Annotated in this window: 19 protein-coding genes and 1 pseudogene; 12 read left to right on the forward strand and 8 right to left on the reverse strand. The window is 67.9% G+C overall.

What is annotated here, in order from left to right:
- Positions 1-11: 11 nt before the first annotated feature.
- The 4 genes from AC1DHX_RS16745 to AC1DHX_RS16760 form a co-directional block, all read right to left on the reverse strand.
- Positions 12-1,478, reverse strand: a complete 1,467-nt coding sequence (locus AC1DHX_RS16745) for a sodium/solute symporter (protein WP_476900260.1) — start codon at positions 1,476-1,478, stop codon at positions 12-14.
- Between the two features lie 91 nt (positions 1,479-1,569).
- Positions 1,570-1,992 carry a DUF485 domain-containing protein gene (locus AC1DHX_RS16750; RefSeq protein WP_230012025.1) on the reverse strand — a complete coding sequence of 141 codons (423 nt, stop codon included), beginning with the start codon at positions 1,990-1,992 and terminating at the stop codon, positions 1,570-1,572.
- A complete protein-coding gene (locus AC1DHX_RS16755; protein WP_476856476.1) occupies positions 1,989-2,708 on the reverse strand; it encodes a LytR/AlgR family response regulator transcription factor in 720 nt (239 codons plus the stop codon). Before AC1DHX_RS16755 ends, AC1DHX_RS16750 begins: the two co-directional genes overlap by 4 nt.
- Positions 2,709-2,749: 41 nt before the next feature.
- Positions 2,750-3,967 (reverse strand): sensor histidine kinase, encoded by a 1,218-nt coding sequence (locus tag AC1DHX_RS16760; RefSeq protein ID WP_476900261.1) that lies wholly within the window; start codon positions 3,965-3,967, stop codon positions 2,750-2,752.
- 260 nt (positions 3,968-4,227) lie between these two features.
- Here AC1DHX_RS16760 and AC1DHX_RS16765 point away from each other — a divergent pair, with 260 nt between their 5' ends.
- Together AC1DHX_RS16765 and AC1DHX_RS16770 are read left to right on the forward strand one after the other, a co-directional pair.
- The gene (locus tag AC1DHX_RS16765) at positions 4,228-4,608 is read left to right on the forward strand and encodes a DUF485 domain-containing protein (protein WP_079551449.1); all 381 of its coding nucleotides are present in this window, start codon (positions 4,228-4,230) and stop codon (positions 4,606-4,608) included.
- On the forward strand, positions 4,605-6,221 hold the full coding sequence (locus AC1DHX_RS16770) for a solute symporter family protein (protein ID WP_476900262.1): 1,617 nt from the start codon (positions 4,605-4,607) through the stop codon (positions 6,219-6,221). Before AC1DHX_RS16765 ends, AC1DHX_RS16770 begins: the two co-directional genes overlap by 4 nt.
- 84 nt (positions 6,222-6,305) lie before the next feature.
- Here the strand turns inward: AC1DHX_RS16770 and AC1DHX_RS16775 are convergent, their stop codons facing one another.
- Entirely contained in the window at positions 6,306-7,019 is a 714-nt protein-coding gene (locus tag AC1DHX_RS16775; RefSeq protein WP_476856472.1) for a hypothetical protein, read from the reverse strand.
- Positions 7,020-7,154: 135 nt separating this feature from the next.
- Positions 7,155-7,628: an Lrp/AsnC family transcriptional regulator gene (locus AC1DHX_RS16780; protein ID WP_026266622.1), complete on the reverse strand. Its 474-nt coding sequence runs from the start codon at positions 7,626-7,628 to the stop codon at positions 7,155-7,157.
- 195 nt (positions 7,629-7,823) lie between these two features.
- Between AC1DHX_RS16780 and pdhA the strand changes: the two genes are divergently transcribed.
- The 3 genes from pdhA to AC1DHX_RS16795 are packed head-to-tail and all read left to right on the forward strand — an operon-like array spanning position 7,824 to position 11,421.
- Positions 7,824-9,002: a pyruvate dehydrogenase (acetyl-transferring) E1 component subunit alpha gene (gene pdhA / locus AC1DHX_RS16785; protein WP_476900263.1), complete on the forward strand. Its 1,179-nt coding sequence runs from the start codon at positions 7,824-7,826 to the stop codon at positions 9,000-9,002.
- The gene (locus tag AC1DHX_RS16790) at positions 9,002-10,012 is read left to right on the forward strand and encodes an alpha-ketoacid dehydrogenase subunit beta (RefSeq protein WP_476849401.1); all 1,011 of its coding nucleotides are present in this window, start codon (positions 9,002-9,004) and stop codon (positions 10,010-10,012) included. The genes pdhA and AC1DHX_RS16790 overlap by 1 nt, the downstream gene beginning before the upstream one ends.
- Entirely contained in the window at positions 10,009-11,421 is a 1,413-nt protein-coding gene (locus AC1DHX_RS16795) for a dihydrolipoamide acetyltransferase family protein (protein WP_476900264.1), read from the forward strand. Before AC1DHX_RS16790 ends, AC1DHX_RS16795 begins: the two co-directional genes overlap by 4 nt.
- Before the next feature lie 229 nt (positions 11,422-11,650).
- Here the strand turns inward: AC1DHX_RS16795 and AC1DHX_RS16800 are convergent, their stop codons facing one another.
- The gene (locus AC1DHX_RS16800; RefSeq protein ID WP_476900265.1) at positions 11,651-12,322 is read right to left on the reverse strand and encodes an SACE_7040 family transcriptional regulator; all 672 of its coding nucleotides are present in this window, start codon (positions 12,320-12,322) and stop codon (positions 11,651-11,653) included.
- A gap of 160 nt (positions 12,323-12,482) precedes the next feature.
- Between AC1DHX_RS16800 and AC1DHX_RS16805 the strand changes: the two genes are divergently transcribed.
- The 7 genes from AC1DHX_RS16805 (at position 12,483) to AC1DHX_RS16835 (ending at position 20,595) form a co-directional block, all read left to right on the forward strand.
- A complete protein-coding gene (locus tag AC1DHX_RS16805) occupies positions 12,483-14,090 on the forward strand; it encodes a carboxyl transferase domain-containing protein (protein WP_476859068.1) in 1,608 nt (535 codons plus the stop codon).
- A 7-nt stretch (positions 14,091-14,097) separates the two neighbouring features.
- Positions 14,098-16,335, forward strand: a complete 2,238-nt coding sequence (locus AC1DHX_RS16810; protein ID WP_476900266.1) for an acetyl/propionyl/methylcrotonyl-CoA carboxylase subunit alpha — start codon at positions 14,098-14,100, stop codon at positions 16,333-16,335.
- 104 nt (positions 16,336-16,439) lie between these two features.
- Positions 16,440-17,603 (forward strand): acyl-CoA dehydrogenase family protein, encoded by a 1,164-nt coding sequence (locus AC1DHX_RS16815; protein ID WP_223914042.1) that lies wholly within the window; start codon positions 16,440-16,442, stop codon positions 17,601-17,603.
- 19 nt (positions 17,604-17,622) lie between these two features.
- Positions 17,623-18,423, forward strand: a complete 801-nt coding sequence (locus tag AC1DHX_RS16820; RefSeq protein ID WP_476856466.1) for a CoA transferase subunit A — start codon at positions 17,623-17,625, stop codon at positions 18,421-18,423.
- Between the two features lie 2 nt (positions 18,424-18,425).
- Positions 18,426-19,187: a CoA transferase subunit B gene (locus tag AC1DHX_RS16825; protein WP_476900267.1), complete on the forward strand. Its 762-nt coding sequence runs from the start codon at positions 18,426-18,428 to the stop codon at positions 19,185-19,187.
- Positions 19,184-19,756 (forward strand): MaoC family dehydratase, encoded by a 573-nt coding sequence (locus tag AC1DHX_RS16830; protein ID WP_230007337.1) that lies wholly within the window; start codon positions 19,184-19,186, stop codon positions 19,754-19,756. The genes AC1DHX_RS16825 and AC1DHX_RS16830 overlap by 4 nt, the downstream gene beginning before the upstream one ends.
- Positions 19,753-20,595 carry an HpcH/HpaI aldolase/citrate lyase family protein gene (locus tag AC1DHX_RS16835; RefSeq protein ID WP_476849409.1) on the forward strand — a complete coding sequence of 281 codons (843 nt, stop codon included), beginning with the start codon at positions 19,753-19,755 and terminating at the stop codon, positions 20,593-20,595. The genes AC1DHX_RS16830 and AC1DHX_RS16835 overlap by 4 nt, the downstream gene beginning before the upstream one ends.
- Positions 20,596-21,146: 551 nt before the next feature.
- Here AC1DHX_RS16835 and AC1DHX_RS16840 read toward each other — a convergent pair.
- Positions 21,147-21,286 (reverse strand): annotated as a pseudogene (locus AC1DHX_RS16840) (response regulator); the annotation flags it as partial.

Consider the following 21,286-nt stretch of genomic DNA (forward strand, 5'->3'; position numbering starts at 1 on the left):
CCCCGCCAGGGTCACCGTTCCGTCGCGAGCGGCCRTTCCGGGGTGTGCAGCCGGGTCATCAGCCGTGTCATTGTCCGCGGCACCCGGCCCCGCGTGGCCCGCGACACCAGGATCGTGACGGCGAACGCGGCCGGTACCGTCCACGCGGCCGGTTGCGCCAGCCACGACGGCGTCTCTGCCGCCCCCAGCACCGAACCGGCCACCATCGCGCTGCCGCAGAGCACGCCGCCGGTCGCCATGCCCGCGATTGCCCCGGCGTCCGTCAGTCCCCGCCACCAAATGCCCAGCAGCAGGACAGGGCAGATSGTGGACGCGGTRAARGCRAACACMAGCCCYACRCTGCCGGCCAGTGCCAGCGACTCGGTCATCGACGCGATTCCCAGAGGCACCAGCGCCGAGATCAGCGCTGCCAGCCGGAAGCCCCGCACGCTGCCGCCGAACACGTCCTGGCTGATAACGCCGGCCAGAGAGACCACCAGGCCCGACGTCGTCGACAGGAACGCCCCAAACGCCCCCGCCACCACCAGCGCAGAGAGCAGGTCGCCGGCCGCCCCGCCCACCAGGCGGCCAGGCAGCAGCAGCACCAGGGCATCGGCCGGCCCGCTTTGGGCGAGGTCGGGGGCGTAGGCCCGGCCGATCATGCCGTAGGCCGTGGGGAACAGATAGAAGACCGAGAGCAGGCCCAGGACAATCAGGGTGGTGCGGCGGGCCGACTGTCCGTCCGGATTTGTGTAGAACCGGACCAGCACGTGCGGCAGGCCGAGGGTTCCGAAGAGCAGGGCCACGAGCAGCGAAATGATCTGATAGGGGCCTGAGGGTGCCAGCGCCGTCGGATTCACCGCGGGGGCTGCCTCCGCCGGGGAGCTGTTGCCGCCCAGCACCAGCAGCATGAACACGATGGGCACCGCCACCGCCGTCAGTTTCAGCCAGTACTGGAACGCCTGGACAAACGTGATGGAGCGCATCCCGCCCGCCACCACGGTGATGCAGACGACGGCGACCACCGCCACCGGGCCTACCCACGCCGGCAGCCCGGTGGTGATCCGGATGGCCAGGGCGGCGCCGTGGAGTTGCGGGACGATGTAGAGCCAGCCGACCAGGACCACCACCAGGCTTGTGACGCGGCGGACGGCACGCGAATCGAGGCGCGCCTCGGTGAAGTCAGGGATCGTGTAGGCGCCCGAGCGGCGCAGGGGAGCGGCGACGAACAAGAGCAGCATCAGGTATCCGGCCGTGTACCCCACCGGATACCACAGGGCGTCGGTACCGGAGAGCAGGATGAGCCCGGCGACCCCCAGGAAGCTCGCAGCCGAGAGGTACTCCCCGCCGATTGCTGAGGCGTTCCACCACGGCTTGACCGTCCGGGACGCCACGTAGAAGTCCCCGGTGGTGCGCGAGATCCGTAACCCGTAGAAACCAATCACAGCCGTGGCGAGGGAGACGGCGGCGAACGCCGCGACGCCGACGAYGGGGTTCACCGGCCGTTCACCCGGCCGCGTGGGTGGCCGCCCACCGGGCCCCGTGCGTGGCCGCCTGCCGGGCCGTTCACGTGGGTCCTCACCTGTTCGGTCATTTGTCGCCGGCGAGGTCCCGGTAGCGGGCCTCGTTCCTGGCCGCGGTCCGCACGTACAGCCAGGCACTGAGGCCGATCACGGGATAGATCCCGGCCCCCAGCAGGACCCAGTCGAAGGGAAGGCCGGCAATCGTGGAGTCCGCCAGGCCGGGGACCAGCCCCAGCATCAGCGGGAAGGCGAGCATGATCAGCAGGAATCCCAGGGCCACCACGAGGCCCAGCCGGAGCTGGGACCGGATGAGCGAACGGACGAACAACTGCCCGGCGTCGGTCTCCTCCTCCGCTTCGCGGGAGGCTGCCGCGGAGCGCCCGCCGTTCAGGGCGGCGCTGTTTGCTGCGGTGCTGTTTGGTGCGGTGCCGTTTGGTGTGGCGCTGTTTGGTGTGACGCTGCGCGGCGCCGTGACCCGGACCCTTGTCATGCCTGCGGCCGGATACGGGTTGCGCCGAGCTTTTCCCGGACAGCAGGCAGGTGCCGGCGGCTGATAGGCAGTTCAGCTCCAGCCACGGTGACGCTGGGCCGCGCTGCGGCGAGCTTCAAGTGGCTGACGTGGCTCAGCGCGATCAGGTAGGAGCGGTGGATGCGGACGAATCCGGCGTCGGCCCACTGCTGTTCGAGGTCCGCCAGCGGAACCCTGATGAGGTAGCTGGCATCGGCGGTGTGCAGCCGGGCGTAATCACCCTGCGCCTGGACGTAGGTCACGTCCTCGCGACGGATCATTTTGGTGGTCCCGCCCAGGTCCACGGTGATCATTTCGGGTGCAGGGGCACCATCCTTGAGCAGTTCGCTGATGCGTCCGATCGACTTTGCCAGCCTTTCGGCCCGCACGGGCTTGAGGAGGTAGTCCACCGCCGCGAGCTCGAAGGCCTCCAGCGCGCAGTCCTCGTCGGCAGTGACGAAAACGACGGCGGGCGGGCGGGCGCTGCGGGAGATGGCCCGCGCAATGTCCAGCCCGGACAGCGCCGGCATGTGGATGTCGAGGAACACGGCGTCGACGTCTTCGGCCTCGAGGGCACGCAGGGCCTCGGCGCCTGAGGAAGCCCGGTGGATGGCGCCGATCCGGTCATCCCGGCCGAGCAGGAAGGCCAGTTCCTCAACGGCGGGGAGCTCGTCGTCGGCGACGAGGACGTTAATCATGGCTCTAGCGTACTGCCGCAGGCATTCTTGCCCGACCGGAATCAGGCATCGTGCCGGGGCWGGGACTTGGGGACGCGCATCGTGATCAGGGTGCCTTCGCCGGGCGCGGTCTCGATCACGAGGCCGTTGTCGTCGCCGTACACCTGGCGCAGGCGGGCGTCGACGTTGCGCAGCCCGACGTGGTCGCCGTCGCTGTGCCCGGCAAGGACAGCGCGCAGATGGTCGGGGTCCATGCCCACGCCGTCGTCCTCGATCGTCACTTCCGCGAAGGCACCGGAGTCATTCGCAGTGATGGAGATGTGGCCCGGGCCCTCCTTGGCCTCCAGCCCGTGCCGGACCGCGTTTTCCACGAGCGGCTGCAGGCTCAGGAAGGGGATCACGGTGCTGAGCACCTCGGGAGCGATCCGCAGGCTGACCTGGACGCGGTCCCCGAACCGGGCCCGCTCCAGGAGCAGGTAGCGGTCGATGCAGCGCAGTTCCTCGGCCAGGGTGGTGAAGTCGCCGTGGCGGCGGAAGGAGTAGCGGGTGAAATCGGCGAACTCCACCACGAGCTCGCGCGCCCGGACCGGATCCGTGTTGATGAAGGATGCGATCGCGTTGAGCGAGTTGTAGATGAAGTGCGGACTGATCTGGGCGCGGAGGGCGCGGACCTCGGCTTCCATCAGGAGCGTGCGGGAGGCGTCGAGCTCGGCCAGTTCCACCTGCGTGGCCACCCAGTCAGCCACCTCCCCGGTGGCGCGGACCAGTCCCGCCCCGGCGGCCGGCGCGAAGGCGGCCACCACACCCACCACACGCGTGCCGGTTTTGATCGGGGCGATCACGACGGCGCGCTCCACCTCCGGCGCCAGCGTCATGCCGCCGACGCCAGCGGCCAGGAGCTGGAGTTCGCCCGCCGGAATGACGGCGAGGTGGCCGCCGTCGAACACTTTTGACGCGAGCCCCATCAGGGCAGGCTTGAGCTCCTCGGCGGCGCCGTCCCACGCGAGCACGCCGGTTGTGTCGGTGATGGCGAGGGCGTCGCAGCCCAGGAGGCTGCGCAGCTGTTTGCTGGCCTTGGCCGCGCCGGCAGGGTTCAGGCCGGTCCGCAGGTACTGGCCGGCCCGGGACGCGGCGTGGAGCGTCGTGTAGGTGGCCCGCTCGGCATCGGTGCCGAGGTCGCGGAAGGAGCGGAGGACCTGGAGCCCGACGGCGACGACCACCGTGATCGCCATGGCGATCACCGCGACGGCGGCGGCGGTGAACAGGGGAGAGTCCGGCATGATGCCCAGCCTACCGCCGGGGCCGGGGCTGACGGCTCTGGCACGTGCCCGGACCCCGATGGCCGCGAAACAGGTGTATCGGGCGCCGTTTGGCGCAGCGCCGGGACCGCTGAGCGACGCAGGCTGCCCCGGCTGTGGTAGGTAGCCCACGTCACGGTGCACAGTGATTGCAGTCACATCGGCAGGATGGGTTGCAGGGTGCGTCCCGCGCAGACCACGGCAACCGGTGTGGACTCACCAGTCTCAATGAGGAGGAACCGATGGGTCACGACGCCCAAGAAACGGACGCTGCGGCGGCCGTGGACTTCAAGGAAGTCCAGTCGACGGAGCAGTTCCAGGAACTGCGCACCCGTCACCGCAGCTTTGTCTTCCCGCTCTCCATTGCCTTTCTGCTCTGGTACTTCGCCTATGTCCTGCTGGCCGACTACGCGGTCGGATTCATGTCGATCAAGCTTTGGGGCAACATCAACGTCGGCCTGATCCTGGGCCTGCTGCAGTTTGTCTCCACGTTCGCGATCACCGGCTGGTACGTCAGCTATTCGAACCGCAAGCTGGACCCCATTGCCTCCGAGATCCGCCAGGAAATCGAGGGGCACGAATTCGACAAGCACGGCAACCCGGTTGGGGGGACAGCAAAATGACACTCATGGTTCCCGCGGTCAATGTCGCGGATCTCAAGGACACCACCCTGCTGAACATGGGCATCTTCGCCCTCTTCGTCGCGATCACCATGGTCATTGTGATCAGGGCCAGCCGCAACAACAAGACGGCGGCCGACTACTACGCGGCCGGACGTTCCTTCACGGGCCCGCAGAACGGCACCGCCATCGCCGGCGACTACCTCTCCGCAGCGTCCTTCCTGGGCATCACCGGAGCCATCGCCATCAACGGCTACGACGGCTTCATGTATTCCATCGGCTTCCTCGTGGCGTGGCTCGTCGCCTTGCTGCTCGTCGCCGAGCTGCTCCGCAACACCGGCAAGTTCACTATGGCCGATGTCCTCTCCTTCCGGCTCAAGCAGCGCCCCGTGCGCATCGCGGCAGCCATCTCCACGCTGGCCGTCTGCTTCTTCTACCTGCTGGCCCAGATGGCCGGTGCCGGCAGCCTCATCTCACTGCTCCTGGGCATCAGCGACTGGGGCGGACAAGCCCTGGTGATCATCGTCGTCGGCGCCCTGATGATCATGTACGTCCTGATCGGCGGCATGAAGGGCACCACCTGGGTTCAGATCATCAAGGCCATGCTCCTGATCGCCGGCGCGGCAGTCATGACCTTCTGGGTCCTCGCGATCTACGGCTTCAACCTCTCCGACCTGCTGGGCGGCGCGGTGGAAACCTCGGGCAACCCGAACCTGCTCAACCCGGGACTGCAGTACGGCAAGACGGAGACCTCCAAGGTCGACTTCCTGTCCCTCGGCCTGGCCCTGGTGCTCGGCACCGCAGCCCTGCCGCACGTGCTGATGCGCTTCTACACGGTTCCGACCGCAAAGGAAGCCCGCAAGTCGGTGGTGTGGTCCATCTGGCTCATCGGCATCTTCTACCTGTTCACCCTGGTCCTSGGCTACGGCGCAGCTGCGCTGGTGGGTGCCGACACCATCAAGGCAGCCCCGGGCGGCGTCAACTCGGCCGCGCCGTTGCTCGCCTTCCACCTCGGCGGTCCGCTGCTCCTGGGCTTCATCTCGGCGGTGGCCTTCGCGACCATCCTGGCCGTCGTCGCCGGCCTGACGATCACCGCGGCGGCATCCTTCGCCCACGACATCTACGCCAGCGTCATCGCCAAGGGGAAGGCCGACGCCGCCACCGAGGTCAAGGTTGCCCGCCGCACCGTGGTGGTGATCGGGCTGCTGGCCATCGCCGGCGGCATCTTCGCCAACGGACAAAATGTCGCGTTCCTCGTCGCGCTCGCCTTCGCCGTGGCTGCCTCCGCCAACCTTCCGACCATCCTCTACTCGCTGTTCTGGCGCCGGTTCACCACCCAGGGAGCSCTSTGGAGCATGTACGGCGGATTGTCCGCGGCCATCATCCTAATTGCGCTCTCCCCGGTGGTCTCCGGGGCCAAGACGTCGATGATCCCCGGCGCCAACTTCGCCRTCTTCCCGCTGAGCAACCCGGGCATCGTCTCCATCCCGCTCGCGTTCTTCCTGGGCTGGCTGGGCACCGTCCTGGACAAGCGGAAGGAAGACGCCACAAAGCAGGCCGAAATGGAGGTCCGTTCCCTGACCGGGGTGGGCGCCGAAAAGGCTACCAACCACTAGGAAGGCTGCACCAGCAGAGAAGCTCCCGTGCAGCAGCACGGGAGCTTCTCTTGTGGATGGGCGCTTCGACAGGGTTTTTCGAGGTCAGCGCTGAGGCCTCAGCCGAATGTTCACCATCTTCAGCTCGTCGTGGCCCTCGAAACGGTAGGCCAGCTCCACACTTTTCGTGTCGCAGTCGATCGTTCCGGCCACGTCGGCGGCGTTGGAGCCGTTGTTGGAGCTGACGTTGAGGCTTGAAAAGTTCGGTTTACAGCTGCCGTCAAGCTCCAGGCTCTGCACCCCCGCGGCGAACTCCTCCGGCGAAATCTTCCGCATGAGGGCCGGATCCAGGTACTTCTCGTAGGCGGTGCTGACCTCACCGGCGATGAGCATCTTCGTGAAATCGTCAGCGATGCCCCGTGCCTGGTTGGTGGCTCCGCCCACCACGTTGAGCAGGACGACGGCGCCGGCACTTACCAGCAGGAGCACACCGCCGACGATCCCGAGGACAATCCACAGGGCCTTGCGGCTCTTTTTCGGGGGCGGCAGGGCGGCGCCGCCGTAGTAGGGCGGCGGCTGCCCCGGACCGCCGTAGTACGGAGGTGCGCCGTCGGCGGGTGGCGGGTAGCTGGGTGCCGCGCCGGTCGCGGGTGGCGGGTAGCTGGGTGCCGCGTAGTTGGGCACCGCGGCGTCGGCGGGTGGCCCGGGCGGCGGGGCGTAGTACGGAACGGGCGGCTGGCCGGGCGCCGGGTGGCCGGCTGCAGGCTCATGCCCGGGCTGCGGCGGTACGGGGCGGTGTGGTTCCTCGGGACTGCTCACGGTTCAAGCCTTTCCGGCAGTCCAGACAAGCCACTGCCTGTTGCACTGGGCCGCGTGCGCGGACCCAAGGACTCAGGGGGACCCAACGGACACAGCCTAGCGCCGCGGCCGCCCACGGCACAGACGAAAAGCGGATCAGTTATCGGCGGATCCGCGCTCCAGCAGGGGCTGGATCCGGAACGGGATCAGCTCGCCCATCGCCAGTGCGGTATCGGTCCGGTCCACGCCGTCGCACGCCAGGATCTTGCCGTTGATCCGGAACAGGTCCTCGGCGTCGAGCGCCACCACCCGCAGGAGCAGATCCGCCGAGCCCGTCAGGCCGTAGCCCTCCAGGATTTCCGGAATCCCGGCGAGCTCGACGGCGAGGGGGCCGAGCTTCTGCTGCTGGACGTGGACGGAGATGAAAGCCATCAGCGGGTACCCCAGGGACACCGGGTTGATCCGCCGCTCGAAGGAGAGGAACACGTGCTTCTTCTCCAGCTGGGCCATCCTGGCCTGCACCGTATTGCGCGAGAGTCCGAGCTTCTGGGCGAGGGCAACCACGGTCCGGCGGGGGTCCCGCGCCATGGCCGAAAGCAGGCGGGTGTCAGTGCCATCCAAGGTTTGCATAATGCGCAAGATTAGCACGGTTGGCGGACACCAAACAGGGCATAATGCTCAATATTTTTGCGGGTGGTTGTACCCGATGAGCATTGTGAGTAGGGTCACAATTATCCGGGGCAACGGCGCCCGGGCGGCTGGCGCGCCGCGGGATCACGAGTCCTGCGAGTTCCGGTCAGACGACGTCAGAAGGTGCGGACAACAGTGTTTACCGACGACGCGGGCAAGGGCGGCATTGCCGCCGGGGGCCCCGGAAACAGTGAAAATTCTATGAGGCGGACGGGCGGCGACCTCGTCCAGCTCATCACYCCGGCGGGYGAGCGCATCAGCCATCCSGAGTTCGATYCCTGGCTCCAGGACGTCAGCGAYGAGCAGCTYTGCGCGCTCTATGAGGACATGGTGGTCATCCGCCGGATCGATGCTGAAGCCACGGCCCTCCAGCGGCAGGGCGAACTGGCACTGTGGCCGCCACTGCTCGGCCAGGAAGCATCCCAGATCGGCTCGGCCCGCGCCCTCCGCGAGGACGACTTTGTCTTCCCGAGCTACCGCGACAACGGTGTCGCCTACTGCCGGGGAGTGAAGCCGGAGGACCTCGTCCGTGCCTGGCGTGGCAACGCCTCCGCCGGCTGGGACCCGTTCACCGTCAACGTTGCCACCCAGCAGATCATCATCGGCGCGCAGAGCCTGCACGCCACGGGCTACGCCATGGGCATCCAGAACGACGGCGCCGACTGTGTCGCCGTGGCCTACTTCGGCGACGGCGCCACGAGCGAAGGCGACGTCAACGAAGCCATGGTCTTCGCCGCGAGCTTCCAGGCGCCCGTCGTCTTCATCTGCCAGAACAACCACTGGGCCATTTCCGAACCCGTCCGGCTGCAGTCGCACATCCAGCTCGCGGACCGCGCCTCAGGCTTCGGCATCCCCAGCATGCGGGTCGACGGCAACGATGTCCTCGCCGTCATGGCAGCCACCCGCATTGCCCTGGACCGTGCCCGGCGCGGCGGCGGCCCCACCTTCATCGAGGCCGTGACCTAYCGGATGGGCCCGCACACGACGGCGGACGACCCCACCCGCTACCGGGATGCCAACGAACTCGAAGACTGGGCCGCCAAGGACCCGATCAGCCGGATGAAGTCGCTGCTCGAGCGCAAGGGACTGCTGACCGCGGACCTCGAGGCCGCCGTCGCCGCGCAAGCTGACGCAGTGGCCAAGGAACTCCGGGCCGGCACCATCAACATGCCCGAGCCGCAGCCGCTGGATATCTTCAAGCACGTGTACAGCACGCCCAACTCCTGGCTGGACCGCCAGCAGGAGCACTACTCCCGTTACCTGGCTTCCTTCGGCGATCCCGCAGAAGCCGCTTCTGAAGAAGGTGCACGCTGATGACGCAGATGACCTTTGCCCGAGCCATCAATTCGGGCCTGCGCAAGTCCCTCGAAAACGATCCCAAGGTGGTCCTGATGGGCGAGGACATCGGCGCCCTTGGCGGTGTCTTCCGTGTCACCGACGGGCTGCAGAAAGACTTCGGCAAGCACCGCGTCGTGGACACCCCGCTCGCCGAGTCCGGCATCATGGGCACCGCCGTCGGCCTGGCATACCGCGGGTACCGTCCGGTGGTGGAGATCCAGTTCGACGGTTTCATCTACCCGGCGTTCGACCAGATCGTCAGCCAGGTCGCCAAGATGCACTACCGCACCCAGGGCGCGGTCAAGATGCCCATCACCATCCGCGTCCCGTTCGGCGGCGGCATCGGCTCGCCGGAGCACCACTCGGAATCGCCCGAGGCCTACTTCACCCACACCTCGGGGCTGCGCGTGATCAGCGTGTCCAACCCCCAGGACGCCTACACCATGATCCAGCAAGCCATCGCCTCCGACGATCCCGTCCTGTACTTCGAGCCCAAGCGGCGCTACCACGACAAGGGCGAGGTGGACGAGAGCGTCGACCTGAGCTCTGCCCTGTCCATGGAAAAGGCCCGTGTTGTCACCGAGGGCACGGACGTCACCCTCGTGGCCTACGGCCCGCTGGTCAAGACCGCCCGCGACGCCGCCATGGCGGCCGCCGACGAAGGCATCTCGGTTGAGGTCATCGACCTGCGCTCGCTGGCACCACTGGACTTCGCCACCCTTGAGGCCTCGGTCCGCAAGACCGGCCGTCTGGTCATCACGCACGAGGCCAGCCAGTCCGGCGGCCTCGGCGCCGAAGTCGCCGCGAGCATCACCGAGCGCTGCTTCTACCACCTCGAGGCCGCTCCCGTCCGCGTGACCGGCTTCGATGTTCCCTACCCTTACTCCAAGCTGGAAATGCACCACCTGCCGGGCCTTGACAGGATTCTCGACGGCGTCGACCGTGCCCTCGGCCGCCCCAACTCCCTCAGCGGGCTGGAAGGATGAGCGCCACCATGATCAAGGAATTCAGGCTCCCGGACCTCGGCGAGGGACTGACGGAATCGGAAATCGTCGCCTGGAAGGTCGCGGTAGGGGATACCGTCACCCTCAACCAGATTATCGCCGAGGTAGAGACGGCCAAGGCCGTCGTCGAGCTGCCCTCGCCGTTTGCCGGCGTTGTCGCGGCCCTGCACGAACAGCCCGGCACCGTTGTTGAGGTCGGGAAGCCGATCGTCTCCTTCGAGATCGAGGGCGACGACGGCGCCGCCGATTCCGGCGGCGGTGTTGGTGCGGACGGGGCCGCAGGCGGCAAGCGTGAGCCGAACCTCGTGGGCTATGGCGCCGTCCTGGAAGCCTCCGGTCGGCCGGCCCGCCGCGCCCGCACCTTCGCGGCCCCAGCGGCCCCAGCGGCCCCTCCGGCCGTCGCGGCCGAGCTGGTGGCACCAGTCCGCGCGGCCGAGCCGGCCGAATCCAAGGCGGTCGAAACCTCGGCGGCATCCGCGCCGGGGGAGCGCCCGCGGTCCACGCCTCCGGTGCGCAAGCTGGCCAAGGATCTCGGCGTCGACCTCGAGGCCGTGCCCGGTACCGGGGAGCGCGGGCTCATCACCCGCGACGATGTGCTGAACTTCGTCGGCGGCGGGGACCTGCCCGCGGCCGCCCAGGAGCCCGCCGGTGCGACGGCGCAGGCCRCAGGGCTTGTCCAGGCCCCGGGCGAGCGCGAGACCCGCACGCCGATCAAGGGCGTGCGGAAGTTCACGGCCGCCGCCATGGTGGCCAGTGCCTTCACCGCGCCGCACGTCACCGAGTTCCTGACCGTCGACGTCACGCCCACGATGGAGCTGCTGGCACGGCTCAAGGCCAGTCGCGCGTTCGCCGGGTACAAGCTCACCCCGCTGACGCTCGTGTCCAAGGCCGTGCTGATTGCGTTGCGCAACCACCCGACCCTCAACGCCCGCTGGGACGAGGCCAACCAGGAGATCGTCCAGTTCAACTACGTGAACCTGGGCATCGCGGCCGCGACCCCGCGGGGGCTGACGGTTCCGAACATCAAGGACGCGGACCGGATGTCCCTCATGGATCTCTCCTTGGCCCTGACGGAACTGACGGACACGGCCCGGGCCGGGAAGACAAGCCCTGAGGCGCTCTCCGGCGGCACGATCTCCATCACGAACATCGGCGTCTTCGGCATTGACGCCGGCACGCCCATCCTGAATCCGGGCGAGGCAGCCATCCTGGCCCTCGGCGCGGTCCGGAAGATGCCGTGGGAGTACAAGGACGAGGTCGCGCTGCGCCAGGTCATGACGCTCAGCCTGTCTTTCGACCACCGTCTGGTCGACGGCGAGCAGGGCTCGCGGTTCCTCCAGGACCTCGGCGCCATGCTGGCCGATCCGGGCATGGTCCTCGCGATGGTCTAGGTCCCTCTACACAGCTGCCGGCTGCCCCGTCCGAAAGGAAGGGGCAGCCGGCAGCTTCGTGGTGTGCGGGCTCCTTTGGGCGGGGTTGTCGCCGTCCCGGGGCGCATGGAGGACAATTTCGACGGCGGCGGCCCCGTTGACGGCGTCTCCGTGCCTAAGTCGCCATGGGGTGGACACGTGGGCGGTGGACACGTGGACCCGGGAGGGCGCCCGGGACGGGGGGAGTTGCTTAGCCGAGCGGCTCGGTGGGAGCCGGTGCCAGGAGCGCGGCCAGCGCCATGCTTTCCAGCAGCGGCCTCGCGCGGCGGACCCCGATCCGGCGCCCGTGGCTGCGCACCGAGTGCGGGGTCGAGTTGATCAGCCCGAACGTGGCATGCGCGCGCATCCGCAGTTCGGCGGCCTCCGTGCCCTCGTGCAGTCCGGCCAGCACGTCCACCCAGAGTTCAACATAGTTGCGCTGAAGCGTGCGGACCTCGGCCTGGTCCTCGCCGGCCAGGTTGCTGAAGTCCTGGTCCTGGACCCGGATGACGTCCGGGTTGCTCAGCGCAAAGTCGACGTGGAAGGCCACCAGCCCGCCCAACGCCGCCAGATCGCCGTCGGAATCGGCCACCACCCTGCGGCCGCCGTCGAGCAGGTCCTGGCTGACACTGAGCAGCAGGGCGCCGAGGACGGCCTGCTTGCCGGCGAAGTGACGGTAGACCGCCGGTCCGCTGACGCCGGCCGCGGCCCCGAGATCCTCCAGGGAAACGCGGTTGAAGCCCTCCAGGGCAAAGAGCGCRGCGGCGGCGGASAGGAGGGCCTGCCGTCTGTTCGCCTTGGCCTGGCTGCGCTGGGTTGAGGCTGCCTGGGKCGGGGCTGCCTGCGCTGACGGAAGCTGGGCAGTCTGGCTGGGCTCGGTCACCGGCGCATCCCCTCTTTACAAAATGATCCCTGTGTTGGACATCACAGTTAATAGAGACTAACCTAAATCTCAGTTATGCGGTACTAACCGAAATAGTCGGGCGGCCTGAGTTGCCGCTCCGGCGCGCAAGTCCGCGCAGGTCAGGGAACGGAAACAGTCAATGGAGACAATCGCCAGCCGGGTGGATGCGACGAGCACCGCCTACGCCGCGAACCGGGAGGCCCAACTGGGGCTGGCCGGCGAGCTGAGGGAACGGCTCGCCACCGCCGCGCTGGGCGGGCCCGCGAAGTCCCGGGAACGCCACGTGGCGCGCGGCAAGCTCCTGCCGCGCGAGCGCATTGACCAGCTGCTCGACGATGGCAGCCCCTTCCTGGAGATCGCCCCGCTGGCCGCGGACGGCATGTACGACGGCGACTCGCCCGGTGCCGGCGTCATTGCCGGCATCGGGCTGGTGCACGGCCGCCAGGTGCTGGTCATTTCCAACGACGCCACGGTCAAAGGCGGCACGTATTATCCGATGACGGTGAAGAAGCACCTCCGCGCGCAGGAAATCGCCCTGGAGAACCGGCTGCCCTGCATCTACCTCGTGGACTCCGGCGGGGCGTTCCTGCCCAAGCAGGACGAGGTCTTCCCGGACAAGGAACACTTCGGCCGGATCTTCTTCAACCAGGCGAGGATGTCCGCGGCGAAGATCCCGCAGATCGCCTCGGTCATGGGCTCCTGCACCGCCGGCGGCGCCTACGTTCCGGCGATGAGCGACGAGACCGTGATTGTCCGCAACCAGGGCACCATCTTCCTGGGCGGCCCGCCGCTGGTGAAGGCCGCGATCGGCGAGATCGTCACGGCGGAGGAACTCGGCGGAGGCGACGTGCACTCGAAGATCTCCGGGGTCACGGACCACCTGGCCGAGAACGATGAGCATGCCCTCCAGATCGTCCGGGACATCGTCTCCACCCTGCCGAAGCCTGCCGCGCCAGTCTGGGACGTGGACACCGTCGTCGAGCCCGTTGCCGACCCGGATGAGCTCTACGGTGCCGTGCCCACGGACGTCAACGCCCAGTACGACGTGCGTGAGGTCATCGCCCGGCTGGTCGATGGCAGCCGGTTCCATGAGTTCAAGAAGAACTACGGCACCACCCTGGTCACGGGCTTCGCCAAGCTGCACGGCCACCCGGTGGGCATCGTGGCGAACAACGGCGTGCTGTTCAGCGAGTCCTCGCTCAAGGGCGCGCACTTCATCGAACTGTGCGACCAGCGCGGGATCCCGCTGATCTTCCTGCAGAACCTCTCCGGCTTCATGGTCGGCAAGGACTACGAGCAGGGCGGCATCGCCAAGAATGGCGCCAAGATGGTCACCGCCGTCGCCACCGCCAGGGTCCCCAAGCTGACGGTCGTGATCGGCGGGTCCTTTGGCGCCGGCAACTACTCAATGTGCGGACGCGCCTACTCCCCGCGCTTCCTCTGGATGTGGCCGGCGTCGCGGATCTCCGTCATGGGCGGCAACCAGGCCTCCAGCGTGCTCGCCACCGTGAAGCGGGACCAGTACGAGGCCCGGGGCGAGCAATGGTCCGCCGCGGACGAGGAAGCCTTCAAGGCCCCGATCAAGGCCCAGTACGAGGACCAGGGCAGCCCTTACTACTCCACCGCCCGCCTCTGGGACGACGGCGTGATCGACCCCGCGGACACCCGCACCGTCCTGGGACTGGCGCTCGACGTCGTCTCCCGCACCCCGCTGCCGGAGACCTCCTTCGGCCTCTTCCGGATGTGAGCCAGCCATGAATCTTTCTTCGCCGACCATCTCTTCGCCCACCACGCCTTCCGTGGCCACCCCTCCAGCCACCCCCACAACCGGCACCCCGCTGTTCGGCACCGTGCTCGTCGCCAACCGCGGCGAAATCGCCTGCCGCGTCATCCGGACCCTGCGCGCCCTCGGCATCCGTTCGGTCGCCGTCTATTCCGACGCCGACGCCGACGCGCGGCACGTGCGGGAAGCCGACTTGGCGGTCCGGATCGGGCCCGCCGCGGCCACCGAGAGCTACCTCAAGATCGAGGCCATCATCCAGGCCTGCCGCGACACCGGCGCCGAGGCCGTGCACCCCGGCTACGGCTTCCTGAGCGAGAACGTCGACTTTGCCCGCGCCCTCGAAGCCGCCGGCATCAAGTTCATCGGCCCCGGCGTCGAATCCCTGAACGTCATGGGCGACAAGATCCGCTCCAAGAACCACGTCACCGGCTACGGCGTCCCCGTGGTCCCGGGCATCGCTGAACCCGGCATGACCGACGCGCAGCTGATCGAGGCCGCGGCCGGCGTCGGCTTCCCGTTGCTGATCAAGCCCTCCGCCGGCGGCGGCGGCAAGGGCATGCACATCGTCGAACGCGCCGAGGACCTGGAAGCCACCCTGGCCACCGCACGCCGGGTCGCCGCGAGTGCTTTCGGCGACGACACCTTGTTCCTGGAACGGCTCGTGCTCACCCCGCGGCACATCGAGGTCCAGATCCTGGCGGACAACCACGGCAACGTCATCCACCTCGGGGAGCGCGAGTGCTCGCTGCAGCGCCGCCACCAGAAGGTCATCGAGGAAGCACCGTCCCCGCTGCTGGAATCCCTGCCCGACGGGGCGGAGATCCGCGCCCGGATCGGCGAAGCCGCCTGCCAGGCCGCGCGCAGCGTCCACTACTCCGGCGCCGGGACCGTGGAATTCCTGGTCTCGGACGCCGCCCCGGACGAGTTCTTCTTCATGGAGATGAACACCCGCCTGCAGGTCGAACACCCCGTCACCGAGATGGTCACCGGCATTGACCTCGTCGAATGGCAGGTGCGCATCGCCGCCGGCGAGGAACTCACGGTGACCCAGGCCGACGTCGTGCTGACCGGCCACTCGGTGGAGGCACGCGTCTACGCTGAGGTGCCAGAGAAGAACTTCCTGCCGTCCATCGGACAGGTCGTGCTGCTGGACGAACTGCCGGACACCGCGAGTGGCAAGGTCCGTGTCGACTCGGCCCTGCTGGAGGGCCTCCAAATCTCGAGCAGCTAYGACCCGATGATTTCCAAGGTCATCGCGTGGGGCSAGGACCGGGCTGAGGCTTTGGACACCCTCGATGAGGCGCTCGCCGGGTATACCGCGCTGGGCATCGACACCAACGTCGAATACCTGCGGCTGCTGATCAACGACGCCGACGTCCGCGCCGGACGGCTCGACACCGGCCTGATCGAACGGAAAATGCCGGAGTTCTCCTTCCGGCACCCGGGCGACTTCGAGGTGGCCGCTGCTGCCGTCTTCGCCGCTGCGATGCACGAGCATGAAACGCAGGACGCCGGGACAGGCCCCTGGCATCTCGGTAACGGGTGGCGGCTCGGTGCAGCTGCCCCGCGCCGGATCAGCCTGGGGACCCCCGACGGCGGTATCGCCACGGTGCAGGTATCCGGCTCCTTGGCGCGGGGGACGGCGGCCGTGGCGGTCAACGGCGGCCCGCGACGCCCGGCATCATTTCGGTCCACCAAGCGAGGCGCCGCGGAGTTGACTCTGGGCGACGAATCCCGCAGCTACGCGCTGGCGCCTGTCCACCGCGGGCCCGTCCCCCCTGGCCCCGGCAACCCGATGCCAACGGAAGTGTTCCTCGGCAACGAGGGCTGGTCCTGCCGGCTCGAGGTGCTCACCCGGGAGATCCGGCTCGCCCGGGTGCTCGCCGCGATCGAAYGCGAGGAAGGCGCCGCCGACCCGGCGGTGCGCTCGCCGATGCCCGGCACCGTGGTGTCGGTGTCCGTCGGCAACGGCGACGCCGTGGAGGCCGGCCAGGTCCTGCTCTCGGTGGAAGCCATGAAGATGGAGCACCAGCTCGTGGCGCCCCTGGACGGAACTGTCCACATCAGCGTCGGCTCCGGCGACCTCGTCAAGGCCGATCAGGTGGTGGCAACGATCCACCCCGCTGTTCCGGGCGCGCCGCCCTCGGCGGAGAACGCAGCGGAGGACACGATCGAGGAAGCCGTCATCGCGATGGGCGCGGCCGAATGACCGAACCGCACTGATCCCACCGCCTCCACCACGGCACACCAACCCCGGCACACTCAACACCTTTCAACAGACCACCGATGTATTTCAGAAACAGGAGTCACCCCATGGCAGATTTTGAACTCAGCGAGGACTACCAGATCCTTAGCGACACCGTCCGCGAATTCGCCGACGAAGTGGTGGCCCCGGTCTCCGCCAAGCACGACGAAGAGCACAGCTTCCCCTACGAGGTCGTCTCCCAGATGGCGGACATGGGCCTGTTCGGCCTGCCGTTCCCGGAGGAGTTCGGCGGCATGGGCGGGGACTACTTCGCCCTGGCCCTGGCCCTGGAACAGCTCGGCCGGGTGGACCAGTCTGTCGCGATCACCCTCGAGGCCGGCGTCTCGCTCGGTGCGATGCCGATCCACCGCTTCGGGAATGAGGCGCAGAAGCAGGAATGGCTGCCGCTGCTGGCCTCCGGCAAGGCGCTCGCCGGCTTCGGCCTGACCGAGCCGGAAGCCGGCTCGGACGCCGGCGGCACCAAGACCACCGCCAAGCTSGGCGGYGGKGAGTGGGTCATCAACGGCAACAAGGAGTTCATCACCAACTCCGGCACGGACATCACCAGGCTCGTCACCGTCACCGCGGTGACCGGCCAGGAGGAACGCGCGGACGGCAGCATCAAGAAGGAAATCTCCACCATCCTGGTGCCCACCAACACTCCGGGCTTCACCGCGGAAAAGGCCTACAACAAGGTCGGCTGGAACGCCTCGGACACCCACCCGCTGACGTTCAACAACGTCCACGTCCCCGAGGAAAACCTGCTCGGCACCCAGGGCCGCGGCTACGCCAACTTCCTCTCCATCCTGGACGAAGGCCGGATCGCGATCGCSGCSCTGGCCGTCGGCGCGGCCCAAGGCTGCGTGGACCAGTCGGTGAAATACGCCAAGGAACGCAGCGCGTTCGGGCAGAACATCGGCAAATACCAGGCCATCGCATTCAAGATCGCCCGGATGGAAGCCCGCGCCCACACGGCCCGCCTGGCCTACTACGACGCGGCCGCCCGGATGCTTGCCGGCAAGCCGTTCAAGACGCAGGCGGCCATCGCTAAGATGGTCGCAGGCGAGGCAGCCATGGACAACGCGCGGGACGCCACCCAGGTGTTCGGCGGCTATGGCTTCATCAACGAATTCACCGTGGCGCGCCACTACCGCGACTCCAAGATCCTTGAAGTCGGCGAGGGCACCACGGAGGTCCAGCTGATGCTGATCGCCCGCGAACTGGGACTGTAGCCGGCCGGAAGGATCACCGATGATCAACAAAGTTGTTGCCAGCGCCGCCGAGGCTGTCGCGGACATTCACGACGGCGCCTCCCTCGCCGTCGGCGGGTTCGGGCTGTGCGGCATTCCCGTGACGCTGATCGAGGCCCTGCATGAGCGCGGTGCCACGGACCTGGAAACCGTCAGCAACAACTGCGGCGTCGACGACTGGGGCCTCGGGATCCTGCTCAAGGACGGCCGGATCCGGCGCACCATCAGCTCCTACGTGGGGGAGAACAAGGAGTTCGCCCGGCAATACCTTTCCGGCGAGCTGGAGGTGGTCCTCACCCCTCAGGGCACGCTGGCCGAAAAGCTGCGCGCCGGCGGCGCGGGTATCCCGGCGTTCTACACCCCGGCCGGCGTCGGCACCCAGGTGTCCGACGGCGGCCTGCCGCAGAAGTACGACGCCGAGGGCAACGTCGCGATTGCCTCCGCGCCCAAGGAAGTCCGCAGCTTCCACGGCGCCGAGTACGTGCTGGAGGAATCGCTGACCCCGGACTTCGGCCTCGTGCACGCCTGGAAGGGTGACCGCCACGGCAACCTCGTCTTCCACGCCACGGCCATGAACTTCAACCCGCTGTGCGCCATGGCAGGGAAGATCACCATCGCCGAGGTCGAGGAACTCGTGCAGCCGGGGGAGCTGGACCCGGAGCACGTCCATGTCCCAGGGATCTTCGTCCAGCGCGTGGTTCTCGCCCCACAGGGTGAGAAACGCATTGAGAAGCGGACGGTTGCGGTGGCCACCGGTGCCTCCGGCGCACCAAAACTGTCGCCAGAGCAGGCAGGAGCCTAGCCGTGGAAACGAACAAAGCCGCAGAGGCCCCGCCCCGTCCCGAGGCCGTGCGCCACGAATACCGGCGCTCCGCCGTCGAACACGCCGCCGGTACTGAGGGCAAGGGCTGGACCCGCAATGAACTCGCGGCCCGCGTGGCGCAGGAACTGCACAACGGCCAGTACGTCAACCTCGGCATCGGCATGCCGACGCTGATACCCAACTACATTCCGGCCGGCGTCGAGGTGGTGCTGCATTCGGAAAACGGCATCCTGGGCGTCGGGCCGTACCCGGCCGAGGATGAAGTCGACCCGGACCTGATCAATGCCGGCAAGGAAACCGTCACGGTCAACAAGGGYGCGGCGTTCTTCGATTCCGCCGCYTCCTTCGGCATGATCCGKGGCGGYCACGTCGAYGTGGCCGTGCTCGGYGCSATGGAGGTCGCCGYCAACGGCGACCTCGCCAACTGGATGATCCCGGGCAAGATGGTCAAGGGCATGGGCGGCGCGATGGACCTGGTGTTCGGGGCCAAGAAGGTGATCGTGATGATGGATCACGTGGACCGCAACGGCAAGCCGAAAATCGTGGAAACCTGCACGCTGCCGTTGACCGGCAAGGGCTGCGTGGACCGGATCATCACCGACCTCGCCGTGATCGACGTCGTGACCGAGGGCGGGAAGTCCCGGCTGGTGCTGCGGGAACTGGCGCCGAACGTGTCTGTGGAGGACGTCGTGGCGGCCACCGGAGCCGAACTCTTTGAGGAAGACCAGGAACTGACCGTATGAGTGATGCAGGCACGACTTCACCGGGCACGGGCGCGCACCCGGGTACCGGCACCCCCCGGGTGATCGAGCAGCGCGGCCTCTATTTCGATGAGCTGGAGGAGGGCGTGGTCTACGCCCACCGGCCGGGCCGGACGCTCACGGAGACGGATAACGTCCTGTTCACCACCATGACCATGAACACCCAGGCCCTGCACCTCGACGCGGCCTGGAGCGCCGGGCAGCCGTTCGGCCAGCGGCTGATGAATTCGATGTTCACCCTGGCCACCGTGGTGGGCCAGTCCGTGCCGCAGCTGACCCAGGGCACCATCATCGCCCAGCTCGGCCTGACGGATGTGTCTTTTCCGCACCCGCTGTACCACGGGGACACCCTGTACACGGAGACGGTGGTGACCGGGAAGAGGCTGTCCGCGTCCCGCCCGGGGCAGGGCATCGTGACCATGCAGCACACCGGACGGAACCAGCACGGGGACGTGGTGGCGCTCGCCGCCCGCAGCTGCCTGATGTGGACACGCGAGGCCCACGCCGCTGCCGAGCTGGAAGCGGCGCAAAAGGGGAGAATAGAGACATGAGTTTCCTGATGGGCCCTGCCCTGCTGTTCTGCCCCGCCGACCGCCCCGAGCGGTACCAAAAAGCCGCGGAACGCGCCGATACCGTGATCGTGGACCTTGAGGACGCCGTCGCCCCTGCCGACAAGCAGCGGGCCCGCGGCGCCATCCTTGCCCAGCTCGGCGCCACCGGCGACGTCCCGGAACTGGATCCGTCCCGCACGATCGTCCGGGTCAACCCGGCCGGCACGGACGAGTTCGAGAAGGACATGCACTGCCTCAAGCACACGCCGTACCGGCACATCATGCTGGCCAAGGCGGAGAGCGCTGCCCAGCTGAGGGAACTCGAGGGCTACAGCGTGATTGCCCTCTGCGAGACGGCCGCCGGCGTCCTCAACGCCGCCGCCATCGCCGCCGAGCCCAACGTGGTGGCCCTGATGTGGGGTGCGGAGGACCTGCTGGCATCGCTCGGCGGAACCTCCAGCCGGGCGGAGGACGGCAGCTACCGGGCCGTCGCGCTGCACGCCCGTTCCAGCGTGCTGCTGGCCGCCGGCGCCTTCGGCAAGGACGCGATCGACGCCGTCTACGTCAACATCCCGGATCTGGCCGGACTGGCACTTGAATCACGTGACGCGGTGGCGTCCGGATTCTCGTCCAAGGCCTGCATCCATCCGGACCAGGTGGCCGTGGTCCGCGAAGCCTATGCACCCTCGGAGGCCGACGTCTCGGCAGCCGCGGAGTTGCTCGATGCCGCCTCCGCGGCAGGCTCGGGCGTCTTCCAGTTCAAGGGCAAGATGGTCGACGGGCCCATCCTCAAGCATGCCGCGTCCACACTGCGCCGCGCGGGCCGCGTCGGGTCCTGACCGCGGGCCGGATGCCCACCGGCGTGTGCCCACCATCGTGTGCCCACCAGCGTGTGCCCACCAGCGTGTGCCCGGGTGAAGCTCTGCCGTGTGAAACTCGCCGATTCGCCACAGATGGCCGGATTGGCTGATCGTATTGCGGCCATCTGCGTCAATTGGGTGCCCTGTGGCTCTGAATCCTCGACCATTCTCCGAGGTCCTGTGCCGATGGGTCCCTGGGTGGCTGCCGGCGTCCCGGGGCTGGCGCCGGGCAACTTCGTGGGTGCCGAGGTGGGACTCTGCCGGGCTGGACTTCGCGATTCGCCACAGATGGCCGGATTGGCTGATCGTATTGCGGCCATCTGCGTCAAATGGGTGCCCTGTGCCGCGCAACCCCAGGCCCGTGCCCCGCATTTGTGCCATGTGTCCCGTGTGGCCGTCATGAACTGGACCTGCTCAGTGTGGCCGTCATGAACTGGACATGCTCTGTGTGGCCGTCATGAACTGGACATGCTCGGTGTGGCCGTCATGAATTGGACATGCTCATTGCTGCCTCCAAGAACCGGACATGTTCAGCGGCGCCAGAGATAGCGGTTCTCCGGCCGGCCCGCGGCTCCGTAGCGGGGCGTCAGCCGGGCATGGCCGTGAACCACGAGGTACTCGAGGTAGCGGCGGGCGCTGACCCGGGACAGGCCCAGTTGCAGCGCCAGGC

The organism is Arthrobacter sp. 05N33_2 (genome assembly GCF_056397425.1).